This window comes from Mycobacterium sp. P7213 (genome assembly GCF_900604305.1).
In the GTDB taxonomy this organism is placed as follows: Bacteria; Actinomycetota; Actinomycetes; order Mycobacteriales; family Mycobacteriaceae; genus Mycobacterium.
The window spans coordinates 19,569-36,161 of the sequence record NZ_UWOA01000022.1 but is presented as its reverse complement, the minus strand read 5'-3'; the positions used below and the strand labels follow the sequence as shown (position 1 = coordinate 36,161).

Below are 16,593 nucleotides of genomic sequence, written 5' to 3'. Positions count from 1 at the left end.
TGCATCTCGCTCACCGTTCCCGCCGTGGGATGGGGACGCTGTGGCACCGGAATCGGCAAGGCGCACCGGAGCGCCGATGCTGGCCGGATCTGCTCGTCAGCAGAAGCCAGGTTTGCCCGATATTCCTTGTGCTGTAACCCAAATAAGACGCAGGGGCGTGAATCCCTGTAGACGATCTCGAGCCCGAACAGACGGCTATGATCCCCGGTTGCGCCACTGCCGGTGCAGCTTGCGTTGCAGATAGCCCTCGACGCGACATTCCCGTCTTTCCGCGGCGGCATCGAACGCCTGCGGAGGACAAACTCGGGGGACGATCGAGAGGACACAAGAAGCTGCACCGGGGGCCGTTATTGCCGGCTCCCACCGAGAGCAGCTAACTATCATCAAGGCCCCCTGAACGTTGTCATGATGTTAACCGACGATCCTGCTGTGAGGAAGATCAATTTTTCGTTCGGTAACTCAACGACCCCGGCAAGTGGTATCCCCCGTCGCGCGGGCGGTACCGTGGCTGACCGGGCCGAAATGGCGTTGTCCGGCGGATGCCGGAGTCCGGCTCACGACGTGTGGAGGCGAATAGATGGGCTCTTCGGAACCCGACAGACCGGTGGTGGCCGCCCGATGAGATTCGTCAGCGGATATGACCCCACCCACGACCTGACCTACAACGACGTCTTCATCGTCCCCAACCGCTCGGCCGTCGACTCACGGCTGGACGTCGACCTGTCCACCCGGGACGGGTCGGGCACCACCATCCCCGTGGTGGTTGCCAACATGACCGCGGTGGCCGGCCGACGGATGGCCGAGACGGTGGCGCGCCGCGGCGGGATCGTGGTGCTGCCCCAGGATCTGCCGATCGACGCCGCGAGCCACACCGTGGCCTTCGTGAAGAGTCGCGACCTGGTCGCCGACACCCCGGTCGTGCTCTCCCCCGACGACTCGGTCTCCGACGCGATGGCCTTGATCACCAAACGTGCGCACGGGGTCGCGGTGGTGGCGGTCGACGGCCGGCCCACCGGCTTGGTCACCAGGGCGTGCTGCGAGGGCGTGGATCGCTTCACCCGGGTCCGTGATGTCGCGCTTGCCGAGCTGATCAGCGCGCCGGTGGGCACCGATGCGCGCGGCGTGTTCGAACTTTTGGAGCACGCGCCCGTCGACGTCGCGGTGCTGACCAATCCCGACGGCACCCTGGCCGGCGTGTTGACCCGCACCGGCGCGATTCGGGCGGGGATCTACACCCCGGCGACCGACGGATCCGGGCGCTTACGAGTCGCAGCCGCCGTCGGCATCACCGGCGACGTCACGTCTCGGGCGGCAGCCCTGCTGTCGGCCGGCGTGGACCTGCTGGTCATCGACACCGCCCACGGGCATCAGGAGAAGGCCGTGCAGGCCATCCGCGCGGTCGCGGCACTGAAGCCGGGCGTGCCCCTGGTGGCCGGCAACGTGGTGTCGGCCGAGGGCACCCGGGACCTGATCGCCGCGGGCGCCGACATCGTCAAAGTCGGTGTCGGGCCCGGCGCCATGTGCACGACCCGGATGATGACCGGCGTGGGCCGCCCCCAGTTCTCCGCAGTCGTCGAATGTGCGGCCGCGGCCCGCGAGCTCGGCGCACACGTGTGGGCCGACGGCGGGGTGCGCCATCCCCGCGACGTCGCGCTGGCGGTGGCCGCCGGAGCGTCGAACGTGATGATCGGCTCCTGGTTCGCCGGGACGTATGAGTCTCCCGGGGATCTGATGTTCGACCGCGACGGCAGGCCGTACAAGGAAAGCTACGGAATGGCGTCCAAACGCGCGGTGGCCGCGCGCACCGCCGCTGACAGTGCGTTCGACCGCGCCCGCAAGGCATTGTTCGAGGAAGGCATCTCGACGTCGCGGATGGCGGTGGACCCCGAACGCGGCGGCGTCGAAGATCTGCTGGACCACATCACCTCGGGCCTGCGCAGCACCTGCACCTACGTCGGGGCGGCCGACCTGGCCGAGTTACATGACCGGGTGGTGCTGGGAGTGCAGTCAGCTGCGGGATTCGCCGAGGGTCATCCGCTACCGTTCGGCTGGTGACACCCATGGGCGCGAGCTGGCGTAACGGCTCCGGGACAACTCGCCGGATGTCGCCATGACCGTCGCGGTCACGGTGGCCAGTCTGCTGGCGTTCGCGATCCTGACCCTGGGCACCGCGGTGTTCGTGGCCGCCGAGTTCTCCCTGACCACCCTGGAACGCAGCGTCGTGGAGGCCAACGCCCATCGCGGCGGCCGTCGGGACGCCTACATCAAAGACGCCCACCGCACGCTGTCATTTCAGCTTTCCGGCGCCCAGCTGGGCATCTCGATAACCACCCTGGCCACCGGCTATCTGGCCGAACCGGTGCTGGCCCGCTGGCTACGGCTGCCGCTGGCGGCCGTGGGCCTGTCCGAGCGGGCGACCGGCGGGGTTGCGCTGGTCCTCGCGCTGGTGATCGCCACGTCGTTGTCCATGGTGTTCGGCGAGTTGGTGCCCAAGAACCTGGCGGTGGCGCGACCGCTGCCGACCGCCCGCGCCGTGGCGGGGCCGCAGCTGCTGTTCTCCCGGCTGTTCGCGATCGCGATCCGGCTGACCAACGGGACGGCGAACCGCATCCTGCGCCGAGTCGGGATCGAGCCGGCCGACCGGCCGGCCTCTGCCCGCTCAGCGCGCGAGCTGGCGTCGCTGGTGCGCAATTCGGCGCGCAGCGGTGCCCTCGACCCCACCACCGCTGCTTTGGTGGAGGCGTCACTGCGATTCGGCGCCCTGACCGCCGCCGAGCTGATGACGCCGCGATCCAAGATCGTGAGCCTGCAGGCCGGCGACACCGTCGCCGATCTGGCCGCGGTCGCCATCGACACCGGTTTCTCCAAGTTTCCCGTGGTCGACGGCGATCTGGACGCCACCGTCGGCATCGTGCACGTCAAGCAGGTTTTCGCGGTCGCCGTCGCCGATCGCGCAGCCACCCCGGTGACGGCCGTGGCCCAACCGGTCGCGGTGGTGCCCTCGACCCTCGACGGCGACGCCGTGATGGATCAGATCCGGGCAAACGGTCAGCAGGTGGCCATGGTCGTCGACGAATACGGCGGCACCGCCGGCATGGTCACCTTCGAGGACCTCATCGAGGAGATCGTCGGTGATGTCCGCGACGAACACGACGACGCCACCCCCGACGTGGTGGCCTCCGCCGGCGGTTGGCAGGTGTCGGGCCTGCTGCGCATCGACGAGGTGGCCGCCGCCACCGGCTACCGCGCACCGGAGGGCTCCTACGAGACCATCGGCGGCCTGGTATTGCAGGAACTCGGCCACATCCCGGAGGCCGGCGAGACGGTCGAGTTGACCGCGTTCGAGCCCGACGAGCTCTCTGCCCACCCGCCCCGCTGGCTGGCCCGGGTGGTGCGGATGGACGGTCGGCGTATCGACCTGCTGGAACTCACCCATCTGGGGGCAGGCGATGGCTGATCTGTTCAACATCGCGTTCACCGTGCTGCTGATCGCGGCGAACGCCTTCTTCGTCGCCGCCGAGTTCGCCCTGATATCGGCACGACGCGACCGGCTCGAGGCGCTGGCCGAACAGGGCAGGCAAAGCGCGGTCACGGTGATCCGGGCCGGTGAGCAACTGTCCCGGATGCTGGCCGGGGCGCAGTTGGGTGTCACGGTGTGCTCGATCCTGCTCGGCCGCATCGGTGAGCCGACCGTCGCCGACCTGCTCGAGCCCGCGTTTCGGCTGGCGGGAATACCCGACGCGCTGCTGCACACGGTGGCGTTCGTCGTTGCCTTGACGATCGTGGTGGCGCTGCATCTGCTGTTCGGCGAGATGGTGCCCAAGAACATCGCCCTGGCAGGCCCGGAGACCGCGGCGATGCTGCTGATCCCGCCCTACCTGGTCTACATGACCGCGGCCCGGCCGTTCATCGTCTTCTACAACTGGTGTGCCAACGTCACCCTGCGCGCCATGCGGGTAGAGCCCAAGGATGAGCTGGAGATCACGGTGTCCACCGTCGAGTTGAGCGAGATGATCGCCGAGTCGGTCTCGGCGGGTCTGCTCGACCTCGAGGAGTACACCCGATTGACCCGCGCCCTGCAGATCCGCACCCGGGTGGTCGCCGATGTCGCGCTGCCGATCGGTGACATGCGCGCTGTACCGGTGGCAGCCACCGGGCGCGGCCCGACGGTGTCGGCGATCGAAAAGGCCTTCGCCCAGACCGGCTACTCCCGGTTCCCGGTCGTCGACCAGGGCGAATTCGTCGGCTACCTGCACATCAAAGATGTGCTGTTGCTCGGCGAGACCTCGACCGGGTCGGGGGACGCGGTCGTCGACGTCGCCGTTGTGCGCCCGCTGCCGCGCATCCCCGCCTCGCTGCCGCTGGCCGATGCGTTGTCGCGGCTGCGTCGCCATAACAGCCATCTGGCGCTGGCGGTCGCCGACGACGGGACGGCGGTGGCGATGGTGACCCTCGAAGACATGGTCGAGGACGTCGTCGGCACCGTCCGCGACGGGACGCACCGTGTTTGACCTGGCGGAACGAGTTCTGCAAGCCCGGCAGTGGCAAGCCCGGGCCGAGGACTACCGGCAGCGCCTGGAGAACTTTCTGGCCCCGCTGCTGCGCCGGATCGCGGCAGGCGACCCGGTGCCGAAATTCCTGTTCAGCTACTACAGCCTGCGGCCGGCGCAGTTGCGCAACTGGAATCCCGGCTTCGGTGTGGCACTGGCCGGGCCGCAGGCGGTGCGCGACTACCGCGCACGGCGCGGCTACGCGGTGCGCGACGGCCGGGTCGGCGTGCACGCGGATTATCTGCGTGAGCGAGTCGACACCGTGGCGTTCATCGCACGACTGTTGCGCGCCACCGGCGAACGGCCGGCCCAGCTGAACTGCTTCGGCCTGCACGAGTGGGCAATGGTGTATCGCTGCGACACGGTGCGCCACGGTCATGTTCCCCTGCGGCTGAGTGCGGCCGAGACCGACGCGGTGGTTGAGTCAATTCCGCTGCGCTGCACGCACTTCGACGCGGTCCGCTTCTTCACCCCGGCAGCGGCGCCGCGCAACGCCGCGACGCCGAGCCGGGCCACCCAAATCGCTTGGGAGCAACCGGGTTGCCTGCACGCCAACATGGACATCTACAAGTGGTGCTACAAGCTGGGTCCGCTGATCGACTCCGAACTGCTGCTGTCCTGCCTGGAGCTGGCTGCGTCGGCGCGCGAGATCGACATGCGCGCCAGCCCCTATGACCTGAGCCACTACGGTTATGCGCCGATCACCATCGAAAACGCGGCCGGCCGTGCCGAATACGTGCGCTGCCAAAGCGAGATCGCACACCGCGCCGCACCGCTGCGGACCGCACTGTTGGATCGGTGCGACCTACTGACAGAAATCGCAGGATGCGAATAGCCTCGCGACCTGCCGGTAAGGTGGTAGGTCGGCTATGAGGGAGGAAATCATGACGGACCGGGTGTCGGTGGGCGACCTGCAGGTCGCACGCGTGCTGTATGACTTCATCACCGACGAGGCCCTGCCGGGCACCGGCGTCGACCCGGACAGCTTCTGGGCCGGCGTGGACAAAGTCGTCACCGATCTGACGCCTAAGAACCAGGAATTGCTGGCGCGTCGCGACGAGCTGCAGGCGCAGATCGACAAGTGGCACCGGCACCGGGTCATCGAGCCGCTGGACACCGAGGCGTACCGGGCCTTCCTCACCGAGATCGGCTACCTGCTTCCCGAACCCGAGGACTTCACCGTCACCACGGCCGGTGTCGACGACGAGATCGCGGTGCAGGCCGGCCCACAACTGGTGGTCCCGGTGCTCAACGCCCGGTTCGCGCTCAATGCCGCCAACGCCCGCTGGGGCTCCCTGTACGACGCTCTCTACGGCACCGACGTGATCAGCGAAGACGACGGCGCCGAGAAGGGAACGGGATACAACCCGGTGCGCGGCGACAAGGTGATCGCCTATGCCCGCCGGTTCCTCGACGACTCCGTGCCGCTGGCCAACGGCGCCTGGACCGAGGTCAAGAGTTTCGCGGTGAACGACGGCGCGCTGGTGGTCACCCTGGGCGACGGGCTGGAGACGGCGGTGGCCGCACCGGCGGAATTCGTCGGCTACACCGGTGAGGCCGCCTCGCCGTCGTCGGTGCTGCTGTGCCACCACGGGCTGCACATCGAAATTCTGATCGACCCGGCATCGCCGATCGGGTCCACCGACTCCGCCGGCATCAAAGACGTGGTGCTCGAATCGGCGGTCACCACGATCATGGACTTCGAGGACTCGGTGGCCGCGGTGGATGCCGAGGACAAGGTGCTCGGCTACCGCAACTGGCTGGGGCTGAACCGCGGCGACCTGTCTGAGCAGGTCAGCAAGGGCGACAAGAGCTTCACCCGCACCCTGGCCGCCGACCGGGAGTTCACCGCCCCGGACGGGGGCACCCTGACCCTGCCGGGCCGTAGCCTGATGTTCGTTCGCAACGTGGGTCACCTGATGACCAACGACGCCATCACCACCAGCGCGGGCGCGGAGGTGTTCGAGGGCATCCAGGACGCGCTGTTCACCGGGCTGATCGCATCGCACGGCCTGACGGCCTCTGACGACAACGGTCCGCTGGTCAACAGCCGCACCGGGTCGATCTACATCGTCAAGCCGAAGATGCACGGCCCGGACGAGGTCGCCTTCACCGCCGAGCTGTTCAGCCGGGTCGAAGACGTCCTGGGTCTGCCGCAGACCACCCTCAAGATCGGCATCATGGACGAGGAGCGGCGCACCACGGTCAACCTGCGGGCGTGCATCAAGGCCGCCGCCGACCGGGTGGTGTTCATCAACACCGGCTTCCTGGACCGCACCGGCGACGAGATCCACACCTCGATGGAGGCCGGGCCCATGGTCCGCAAGGCGAGCATGAAGTCGCAGCCGTGGATCCTGGCCTACGAAGACAACAACGTGGACGCCGGCTTGGCCACCGGCTTGACCGGCCACGCCCAGATCGGCAAGGGCATGTGGGCGATGACCGACCTGATGGCCGACATGGTCACCCAGAAGATCGGCCACCCGCGCTCGGGCGCGAGCACGGCGTGGGTGCCGTCCCCGACCGCCGCCACCCTGCACGCGATGCACTACCACCAGGTGGACGTGTTCGAGGTGCAGAAGGAACTGACCGGAAAGCGGCGCGCCACAATCGATCAGCTGCTGACCATCCCGCTGTCGGAGGGTCTGGCCTGGGCGCCCGACGAGATCCGCGAAGAGGTCGACAACAACTGCCAGTCGATCCTGGGCTACGTGGTGCGCTGGATCGACCAGGGCGTGGGTTGCTCGAAGGTCCCCGACATCCACGACGTGGCGCTGATGGAAGACCGTGCCACGCTTCGGATTTCGTCACAGCTGCTGGCGAACTGGTTGCGGCACGGGGTGATCACCGCCGACGACGTGCAGTCCAGCCTGGAGCGGATGGCCCCGGCGGTGGACCGTCAGAACGCCGGCGACGCGAGCTACCGGCCGATGGCGCCCGATTTCGAGTCCAGCATCGCGTTCGCGGCCGCACGCGAGCTGATCCTGTCGGGGACCACCCAGCCCAACGGCTACACGGAGCCGATCCTGCACCGGCGTCGCCGGGAGTTCAAAGCCCAGGCCGGTATCTGAGCCAGCGCAGACCCGAGGACATCACCGTGGCCGGACGACTGACCAGGCGGAGAGGACGCACCCACCGTGGGTAGGCACAGTTTCCCCGGCCCGGACGATTCCGACGACGAGCCGGTGGGCGGCAACGAGCCCGACGACAGCCCCTTCTCCGACGGCCCCGATCTGTTCGGCTTCGGCGACCCCGACGACGACGACTACGTCGACGACTACCACGACGCGTTCTATGACGAGTCGTTCTCCGACGGTGGCGACCCCGGATACCGCGAGCCGAACTATGGCGCGGGCTACGACCGCGCCCGATCCGAGGCCGGATTCGACGATGCCGACCCGGCGCAGTACATGCGTCGCGGCGGTGAGCCTGATGAAGAATCGCGGTACCGCACGGGTCCTTTCGGCGCCATCGGCGGCGTGATCGACGAGTCGCACCCGGGCGGGGCACCCGAGCCAGAAGATCCGCGCGGCGGTCACCGCAATCTCGAGCGGTGGCGCCGCCATCGCAACGACTCGGGGCCGCGCGGCGTCAGCGTCGGCGTGATCGCCGCGCTGGTGTCGGTGATCGTCATCGTGGGGGTGGTGATCGGGTGGCGCTTCTTCGGCAACTCGCTGTCGCATCGTTCCGCCGTCGCCGCCGGCAACTGCCCGGCAGGTGATCTGACGGTGGCCGTCGTCGCGGACCCGTCGATCGCCGACTACGTACAGAGCTTCGCCGACAGGTTCAACAAGACCGCCAAGCCGATCGGCGACCGCTGCGTGTCGGTACGGGTCAAGCCGGCCGATTCCGATGCCGTGGTCAGTGGTTTCATCGGTGACTGGCCCGCGCAACTGGGGCAGCGCCCGGCGCTGTGGATTCCGGGCAGTTCGGTGTCCACCGCCCGGCTGCAGGCCTCCGCGGGGGCCGAGACGGTCAGTGACAGTCGTTCGCTGGTCACCTCGCCGGTGTTGTTGGCGATCCGCCCCGAACTCAAAAGCGCGCTCCAGAAGCAGAGCTGGGCGAGTCTGCCCGACCTGCAGTCCGACCCCGACGGACTGGGTCCGCTCGGGCTGCCCGGCTGGGGGCCGCTGCGGCTGGCGCTGCCGATCGGCGGCAACGGCGACGCCGCCTTCCTGGCCGGCGAGGCAGTGGCTGCCGGCGTCGCTCCCAAGGGCGCACCCATCATCGATGGGGTCGGTGGAGTGCACCGGCTCGCGGGCGCACAACCCAAGCTCGTCGACGCTTCGCTCGCTGAGGCGATGAACGTGCTTCTGCGCCAGGGAGATCTGGCTGCTGCTCCGGTGCATGCGGTGGTGACCACCGAGCAGCAATTGTTCACCCGCGGCCAGTCGCTGTCGGATCCGGCGACCGAGCTGGCATCCTGGCGGCCGCCGGGCCCGGTGCCGGTCGCCGACTACCCCACCGTGTTGCTCGCCGGCTCCTGGCTGTCGCAGGAACAGGTCAGTGCCGCCAGCGAATTCGCGCGCTTCGCGCGCAAGCCCGACCAGCTTGCCGAGCTGGCCAAAGCCGGGTTCCGCGTCGAGGGTGTCGAACCGCCCAGCAGTGAGGTCACCGGCTTCCCGGCGGTGTCGGACACCCTGTCGGCCGGCGACGACGCGACGCGCGCCGCCCTCGCCAACGCCCTGACCACCTTGCCGGGCAGCGCGGCCGTCACGGTGATGCTCGACCAGTCGATGACCACCGACGAAGGCGGCAAGAGCCGGCTGGCCCATGTGATCGCTGCGCTCGTTCAACGGATCAAAGTCCTGTCCCCGAATTCGTCTGTGGGCCTATGGACCTTCGATGGCACCGAGGGGCGCGATGTGGTGACCGGCGGGCCGTTGGACGAAGCACTCAACGGCGGGACTCGCGCGGACGCCTTGGTCAGGGAGCTCGACGAACTGAGCTCGACGCCAGGGGGCGCGGTGTCTTTCACCACGCTGCGCCTGGTATACAACCAGGCCTTGGCCAACTACCGCCCCGGGCAAGCCAATTCGGTGCTCGTCATCACCGCGGGGCCGCACACCGACCGGACTTTGGATGGCCCCGGGCTCCAAGACTTCATCCGGACCACCAGTGACCCGCAGCGACCGGTAGCCGTCAACGTCATCGACTTCGGCGCGGATGCCGACCAGGCGACCTGGCAGTCGGTGGCCCGACTGTCCGGCGGTACCTACCAGAATCTGCGCGGCGCCAACTCCCCCGAGCTGGCCGGCGCGCTCAACGCCTTGCTGAGCTGACTCAGCCTCGGCTAGCCCCGCTGCGCTACCCGCTCAGCGCGTCCAGGATCTGCTGCGGCACGGTGACCAACATTTCGGTGATCATCCCGCCGAACGAGCCGACGCTGATGCTGGCCAGGTCCAGGTTGCCCAGGCCGAGGTCGTCGAGGAGCTCACCGAGGTTCAGGTTCGACAGGTCACCGACCAGGTCGCCAAGGTTCAGCGGGAGGTTGTCGAGGCCCAGACCGCTGATCAAGCCGCCCAGGTCCAAACCGTTCAACAGCCCGGTGACGTCGAGCCCGAGCAGTCCACCACCCAGTCCGCTCAACAAGCCGCCCAGCGTCAGCTCACCGGTGGAATCGGCGAAGCCGAGACCTTCCAGGATTCCGCCGATGGTGAGGTCGCCGGTAGGCAATGTCACCCCGAGAGCGGCAAGCAGCGAGCTGACGGTCTCGTCGATGCTCTGACCGCCCAACAGGTCACCGAAGGTGGCCGTGTTCAGCGCGTCGATCAGGTTCTGCGGGGTCAGGACGACGGAACCGAGCACTTCGTCCAGAACGGTCCCCACGAGCGGCAGGCCGTTGATGATGCTCGCCAGCACAGAATTCAGGAAGTTGGTGATATCGGTGAGCGCACCTGTGGGCAGCCCGGCGAGCAGCGACCCCAGCGAGGAATCGACCAGGCCTCCGAAGCCCAGATCCGTCAGCAATTGGGCCAGGCCGAGGTTGATCTCGGTGTTGATTCCGAACGCGTTCAGCACGTCATCGAGGCTCAAGCTGTTCAGGTCGACGTCGGTGTCCAGGCCCAGCCCGCTGAGGATGCCGGTCAAGCTGAAGCTGCCCAACCCGAGGTCGCCCAGGCCCAGAAAGCTCAGCAGTCCGCCCAGGTCGGTGATGTTGCTGCCCAGCTTCAGGAGGTCACCCAAGCCGTCACCGCTGATCCCCAGCTCGGTGAGCAGTCCCCCCAGGGTCAGGTCGCCCAGGCCGAGTTGGTCGATCAAGGCTGCGAGGTTGACATTGGTCAGGTCGAGGTTGCCCAGCCCCAGGGCGTCCACCAGTTTGGTCAGGTTGAGGTCGGCCGCCATGTTCTGCTCGGGCGCCAGGATGCCGTTGAACACCGGGATGGTGATGATGCCGCCGAGCAGGCTCAGGTTGTCCTGGCCGTTGAGGTAGGCGTTGAGCACGGTGGCAGGCGCGTTGAGCAGCGCGGTGAAGCCGGTTGCCGGGTCGCCCAGGTCGGCGATCACGCTGTTGAGCGCGTTCAGGGTCGCCGCCTGCGACCCGAGATTGGCGATCAGCAACTCCATCGCCGGCGCCAGCTGCACCGAAACCGTCGCGGGCAGTGCTGTGATGTCGGTGTCCACGGTCGGGGTGAGATCGGTGAAGGCGCCGATCACCCCGAGCGGGTTGGTGAACATCGCGGTGAAGACCTGGAAGATCCCCGACCAATCGGCGTGTGCACCGATGTTCTGCACGTTGTCCCAGGTGTTGGTGAACAACTCCGTGTAGGTGGTGGTCAGCGCGACAGCGGGTGTTTCCGCTGATGAGAGCGCCGGCGCGGTGACGGGCTCGACCGGCACGACCGCGAGCAGTCCAGCACCCACGACGGCGATACCGGCGGTGAGGTGCGGACGAAGAATGAGGTGTTGCATGATCTTCCCCCAGACGATGTTAATCGTTATTCGGATGAGGTCAGCGTAAACCTCTTTCAGGTCCAACTTGAGATTTCACTGAACTTTCTGCGGGTGCACCCAGCGTTCTGCCCCGCCACCCGGGGCGCTGCGGCAGCCGAATTCGACCGATCTGATGCGGCTACGAAACCGCGCTGGTGGCTACTCGCCCAGCATGGCGAGGAGCTGCTGCGGCATGCTGACGAACAGTTCGGTGAACGTCCCGCCGAAGGCGCCGACACTGGCGCCGGCCAAGTTCACCTGCCCTTGGACGAAGCCCTCGAGTAGGTCGGCGAGATAGGGGTTCACCCAGTCCCCGACGAGGTCGCCGACGTTGAGTGACAGATCATCGAGTCCCAGAAAGCCGACCAGGTCGCCCACGTCAAAGCCGTTCAACAGCCAGGTCAGGTCCAACCCGAGTGGGCCATCGGTCAGTACGCCGCCGAGTGCACCCCCCAGCCCATTGAGCACGTCGCGCAGCGTCAGGTCGCCGATGGAATCGGTGAAGCCGAGATCTTGCAGGATGCCGCCGATGGTCAGGTTGCCTGCGGACAGCAATGCGCTGCCCACACTCCCCAACACCGAAGCGACGGGGCCGTCGATGCGCAGGTCTCCCAGCAGGTCGCCGAGCGTGAAGGTGTTCAGCAGCGACTCCAGGCTGTCGACTCCCAACAGGCCGCTGAAAAAGTCGGTCAGCAGCGGCCCTACCAGCGGAATGGGGTCGAAGAGGTCAGCCGCAGTCGCGTTGAGCCAGCTCAGGAGTTCGGTGAGAAGGCCGACGTCGGACAGTAGGCTGCCGAGGTGTTCGCCGGCCAGGTCGCCGTCGCCAAGCCCGACCAGTACCTGGCCCAGGCCCAGGGGAATCCAGGCGTCGATCCCGAATGCGCTTAGCACGTCGACCAGCCTGAAGTTGCCGAGCGCGAGATCCAGGTCGAGATCGCGGAAGAAGTCACTGCCGGGGCCCAGCTCGCCCAACAGGGCGGTGAGGCTGTAGCGGCTCAGCCCCAAGTCGCCCAGGCCCACGAAGTCGAGCAGATCGCCCAGGGTGCTGACGTCGGTGGCCAGCTTCAGCAGATCCCCCAGGCCTTCATCGCTGAACCCCAGACCGCTGAGCAGCCCACCCAAGGTCAGGGTGCCGAGACGGATCTGGTCGATCACGCCGTCAAGGTTCAGCTCGCTCAGATCCGGAGTGCCCAGGCCCAGCATCTGCAGCAACTGGGACAGGTTGAGGCCGATCTCCAAGTTCTGTTCGGGCGCCAGCACCCCGCTGAACAGCGGAATGCTGACGATGCCGTCCAGCAACGAAAGGTTGTGCTGGCCGTTGAGGTAGGCGTCGAGCAGCGTGGCCGGGGCGTTGAACAGCGCGGTGAATGCGGTGCTGGGGTCACCCAGCTCGTCGACCACGCCGAAGAGCGCGTCCAGCGTCGCCACGTGCGATGTCAGTCCGGCGATCAGCAATTCCAGTCCCGGCGACAGCTGCACCGAGAGCGTCGCCGGCAGCGATGCGGTGTCGGTGTCCACCGCCAGCGTGAAGTTGCTGGCCGCTTCGATCACCCCGACCGGATTGGCGAACATCGCGGTGACCAGCTGCGAGATCGCCGACCAGTCCGCGTGCGTACTGATCCGATCGATGTTGGCCGTGGTGTTGGAGAACAGGTCACCGTAGGAGGTGGTCAGCGCGACTCCGGCTGAAACCGCGGCGGCCGGCGGCGGTACCGCAACCGGAGCGAGCGTGACGATCCCTGCGCTGACGAGCGCGACGCCGGTGCTGACGCAGGAGCGAGAAAGTGGCTCCCGCACGAGTCCTCCTAGATCGGAACCTCAACCATGAGTTGGATAAGGGCGATCCTAGACTCTTTTTTGCTCTCGCTGAGACTTTGCTGGCTATTTCCCGAAGGCCGGGCGCCTCAGCTGTAGGCCTCCACCGGCGGACACGAGCAGACCAGGTTACGGTCGCCGAAGGCCCCGTCGATCCGGCGCACCGGGGGCCACACCTTCGGCCGGAACCCGCGGCCCAGCGGGTAGGCGGCCTGTTCCCGGGTGTAGGGGTGCTCCCACTTATCGACCATCAGGCACTCCGCGGTGTGCGGCGCCCCGCGCAGCGGGTTGTCCTCCACCGTCCATTCGCCGGTTCCGACCCGGTCGATCTCGCCGCGAATGGCGATCATCGCCTCGCAGAACGCGTCGACCTCGGCGAGGCTCTCACTCTCGGTGGGCTCCACCATCAGGGTCCCGGCCACCGGGAAGCTCATGGTCGGAGCGTGGAAACCGTAGTCGGCCAAACGCTTTGCGACGTCGTCGACCGTCACGCCGGTGCTCTTGGTGATCGCTCGCAGGTCCAGGATGCACTCGTGGGCGACCATGCCGTTCTCGCCGGTGTAAAGCACCGGGTAGTGCTCGTCCAACCGTCGGGCGATGTAGTTGGCCGAAGCGATCGCCGTCAACGACGCCGCACGCAGGCCCTCGGCACCCATCATCCGGATGTAGGCCCAGGTGATCGGCAGGATCGACGCGGACCCGTACGGCGCCGCCGACACCGGATGCCCGGCGGGCAACTCGGCGGCCAGCGGGTGGCCGGGCAGGAACTCGGCCAGGTGCGCGCGCACCGCCACCGGCCCGACGCCCGGGCCGCCGCCGCCGTGCGGGATGCAGAAGGTCTTGTGCAGGTTCAGGTGGCTGACGTCGCCCCCGAACCGCCCGGGCCGAGCCAGCCCGACCAACGCATTGAGGTTGGCGCCGTCCACGTAGACCTGGCCACCGGCGTCGTGCACGGCGGCGCAGATCTCGGCGATGTCGTGCTCGTAGACGCCGTGCGTGGAGGGATAGGTGATCATCAGCGTCGACAGCGCCGCAGCGTGCTGATCGACCTTGGCGCGAAGATCGTCGAGGTCGACGTCGCCGTTGTCGCGGCAGGCGACCACCACCACACGCATTCCGGCCAGCGCCGCCGACGCGGCGTTGGTGCCGTGGGCGCTGGAGGGGATCAGGCAGATGTCGCGATGCGATTCGCCGCGGCTGGCGTGATAGGCGTGGATCGCCAGCAGACCCGCGTACTCCCCCTGCGAGCCGGCATTGGGTTGCAGTGACACCGCGTCATATCCGGTGATGCCCGCCAGCCAGGTCTCCAGCTGCGCGATCAGCGTCCGCAGACCGACGGCGTCGCCGGCCGGAGCGAACGGATGCTGACGCGCGAATTCCGGCCAGGTGATCGACTCCATCTCGGCGGCCGCGTTGAGCTTCATCGTGCACGAGCCGAGCGGAATCATGCTGCGGTCCAAGGCGATGTCCTTGTCCGACAGCGAGCGCAGGTAACGCATCATCGCGGTTTCGGTCCGATAGCGAGTGAACGCCGGATGGGTCAGGAACTCCGACGTGCGGGTGGCGATGGGCGCGCCGGCCGGCTCGACCGCGGCCAGTCCGAAGGCATCCAGTACCGCGGCCACCTGTGCGTCGGTGGTCGTTTCGTCGCAGGCCACCGAGACGTGATCGGCGTCGACGCGCCACAGGTTGATCCCGCCGGCCTTGGCCGCTGCGATCACCTCGTCGGCGCGGCCGGGCACCCGGGCCAGCACTGTGTCGAAATAGCGGTCGTGCACCAGCGCCTCACCGAGTGCGGCACCGATCTTCTCGGCCTGGGCGTGCACTCGCCGGGCGATCGCGGTCAGACCGTCGGCGCCGTGGTAGCTGGCATACATCGCGGCCATCACCGCCAGCAGCACCTGCGCGGTACAGATGTTCGACGTGGCCTTGTCCCGGCGGATGTGCTGTTCGCGCGTTTGCAGCGCCAGCCGGAACGCCGCCGAGCCATCGGCGTCCAGGGACACCCCGACCAGCCGGCCGGGCAGCTGGCGGGCGTGACCGGAATGCACGGCGAGGTAGCCGGCGTGCGGGCCGCCGAAGCCCATCGGCACCCCGAACCGCTGGGCGGTGCCGAATGCCACGTCCGCGCCGATCTCGCCGGGCGGGGTCAGCAGCGTGCAGGCCAGCAGGTCCGCTCCCACCGCCACCAGCGCACCGCGCTCGTGGGCGGCCGCGATCAGCCCCGACCAATCGGTGATCCGGCCCGAGGCACCCGGCAACTGCACGATCACCCCGAAGAAGTCACCGTCGGGCAGTCCCGCACGCAGGTCGGCGGTGACGATCTCGATGCGCAGCGGCTCGGCCCGAGTCGCCAGCACGGCCGCGGTCTGGGTGAACACGTCGGAGTCGACCAGCAGCCGATGCGAGGTGCCTCGGGTGGCGCGGTGCATCAACGTCATCGCCTCGGCGGCCGCGGTGCCCTCGTCGAGCATCGAGGCGTTGGCGATCTCGCACCCGGTCAGCTCGGCGACCATGGTCTGGAAGTTCAGCAGGGCCTCCAGCCGGCCCTGGCTGATCTCCGGCTGGTACGGCGTGTAGGCGGTGTACCACGCCGGATTCTGCATGATGTTGCGCAGCAGCACCTGGGGGGTGAGCGTGTCGTAGTAGCCCTGGCCGATCATCGACACGGCGACCGTGCTGGCATCGGCCAGTTCGCGCAGTTCGGCCAGGGCCTGGGCCTCGGTGGCCGGGGCCGGCAGGACGTCCAGCCCGGGCGCGATGCCGTCGGCGCTCAGCGCGTCGAGGATGCCGGCGGGGACCGCCTTGGCGGCGAGCTCCTCCAGCGACGCGACACCGATGACGGCGAGCATCGCGTCGATCGCGGCGCTGTCGGGGCCGATGTGCCGGTCAACAAAGCGGGATTCGGTGTACTCGGACACGGGAACTCCTGGGCGCTAGACGACTGCGAGACGAATTCGTGTCCTCCCCCTCTGTCGTCTGCCCGGCCCGGGCGCCTGAGAGATTCGGCGCCGAGATTCCTGCGGCGCCTTTCCCCATGGGCGGGTGTAACCCGAACGGGCGTCACCGCTTTCCAGAGGCATCAATGCCGGCGCGGTCCGGGTGCCTGAGAGGTTGACGGAGAGGTATTGCTCCTTCGGCGTCCGCGGCTGGCTGCCACGGAACTCTCCCGCGCGGGGCTGATGCGGTGCCAATACTACCCGCCGGGCCCGGCCCGGCAGGATCCGCTGGGCACCGGGCCGCCGTCGTGGTATACCTAAGACTAGATTTGTAACATTCATATCAGTGGGTGGTG

The 16,593-nt window shown here is 67.9% G+C and carries 9 protein-coding genes and 1 riboswitch; of the genes, 6 read left to right on the top strand and 3 right to left on the bottom strand.

Annotated elements, in window-relative coordinates:
- Positions 1-618 precede the first annotated feature (618 nt).
- From EJK91_RS10490 to EJK91_RS10465, 6 genes are all read left to right on the top strand, one after another.
- The gene (locus tag EJK91_RS10490) at positions 619-2,055 is read left to right on the top strand and encodes a GuaB1 family IMP dehydrogenase-related protein (RefSeq protein WP_024442777.1); all 1,437 of its coding nucleotides are present in this window, start codon (positions 619-621) and stop codon (positions 2,053-2,055) included.
- A 55-nt stretch (positions 2,056-2,110) separates the two neighbouring features.
- Entirely contained in the window at positions 2,111-3,457 is a 1,347-nt protein-coding gene (locus tag EJK91_RS10485; protein WP_024442776.1) for a hemolysin family protein, read from the top strand.
- On the top strand, positions 3,450-4,511 hold the full coding sequence (locus tag EJK91_RS10480; protein ID WP_125078902.1) for a hemolysin family protein: 1,062 nt from the start codon (positions 3,450-3,452) through the stop codon (positions 4,509-4,511). The genes EJK91_RS10485 and EJK91_RS10480 overlap by 8 nt, the downstream gene beginning before the upstream one ends.
- Positions 4,504-5,385 carry a 3-methyladenine DNA glycosylase gene (locus EJK91_RS10475; protein ID WP_125078901.1) on the top strand — a complete coding sequence of 294 codons (882 nt, stop codon included), beginning with the start codon at positions 4,504-4,506 and terminating at the stop codon, positions 5,383-5,385. The genes EJK91_RS10480 and EJK91_RS10475 overlap by 8 nt, the downstream gene beginning before the upstream one ends.
- Before the next feature lie 49 nt (positions 5,386-5,434).
- The gene (locus EJK91_RS10470; protein WP_024442773.1) at positions 5,435-7,621 is read left to right on the top strand and encodes a malate synthase G; all 2,187 of its coding nucleotides are present in this window, start codon (positions 5,435-5,437) and stop codon (positions 7,619-7,621) included.
- A gap of 66 nt (positions 7,622-7,687) precedes the next feature.
- Complete coding sequence (locus EJK91_RS10465; RefSeq protein WP_125078900.1) at positions 7,688-9,832, top strand: substrate-binding domain-containing protein; 2,145 nt, start codon at positions 7,688-7,690, stop codon at positions 9,830-9,832.
- Between the two features lie 25 nt (positions 9,833-9,857).
- Here the strand turns inward: EJK91_RS10465 and EJK91_RS10460 are convergent, their stop codons facing one another.
- From EJK91_RS10460 to gcvP, 3 genes are all read right to left on the bottom strand, one after another.
- The gene (locus tag EJK91_RS10460) at positions 9,858-11,462 is read right to left on the bottom strand and encodes a hypothetical protein (RefSeq protein ID WP_125078899.1); all 1,605 of its coding nucleotides are present in this window, start codon (positions 11,460-11,462) and stop codon (positions 9,858-9,860) included.
- Positions 11,463-11,642: 180 nt separating this feature from the next.
- A complete protein-coding gene (locus EJK91_RS10455; RefSeq protein WP_125078898.1) occupies positions 11,643-13,280 on the bottom strand; it encodes a hypothetical protein in 1,638 nt (545 codons plus the stop codon).
- A gap of 107 nt (positions 13,281-13,387) precedes the next feature.
- Positions 13,388-16,219: an aminomethyl-transferring glycine dehydrogenase gene (gcvP, locus tag EJK91_RS10450; RefSeq protein ID WP_046301318.1), complete on the bottom strand. Its 2,832-nt coding sequence runs from the start codon at positions 16,217-16,219 to the stop codon at positions 13,388-13,390.
- Between the two features lie 163 nt (positions 16,220-16,382).
- Positions 16,383-16,480, bottom strand: a riboswitch (glycine riboswitch).
- Positions 16,481-16,593 lie beyond the last annotated feature (113 nt).